Source organism: Fischerella thermalis PCC 7521 (assembly GCF_000317225.1).
GTDB lineage: Bacteria > Cyanobacteriota > Cyanobacteriia > Cyanobacteriales > Nostocaceae > Fischerella > Fischerella thermalis.
In genome coordinates this window covers 1-455 of sequence record NZ_AJLL01000117.1, presented here as the reverse complement: position 1 = coordinate 455, position 455 = coordinate 1, and the positions used below count along the sequence as shown (strand labels likewise).

Below are 455 nucleotides of genomic sequence, written 5' to 3'. Positions count from 1 at the left end.
TGTCAACTCTGACTGTGGAAGCCCTATGCTTGGAAGCAGCAAAATTTTCAGCTGTTGAATCTAGACATCCAGAACCCTTACTCTACGGTATTACAGATGGTAAAGCTGTTGGTACATATTTAGAACAAAAGTTCAGGCTTTATCTCAAAGAACAGTACGAATTTCTGGAGGGTAATTCAGCAAGTGGTATTGATTTTCCGGGACTACTTGTGGATGTCAAAGTGACAAGCATCAAGCAACCACAATTATCATGTCCTTTCAAATCTGCACGACAAAAGATTTTTGGGCTTGGCTATTCGCTTATCATCTTTGTCTATGATAAGACAGACAATAGTACGAGCCGAACTGCTACTCTGAATATTCTGCACACAATTTATGTGAGTGCTGAAAGAACAGCAGACTTTCAAATGCCTCGTGGAATTCGTAATATTTTGGATAATGGAGGCAATAAAGAT

Annotated in this window: 1 protein-coding gene; it reads left to right on the top strand. The window is 39.3% G+C overall.

Going from position 1 to position 455, the window contains the following annotated elements; genetic code table 11:
- Positions 1 to 8: 8 nt before the first annotated feature.
- Positions 9 to 455: hypothetical protein (locus tag UYK_RS0123780; RefSeq protein WP_040469582.1), on the top strand; the 447-nt coding region annotated here is incomplete at its 3' end.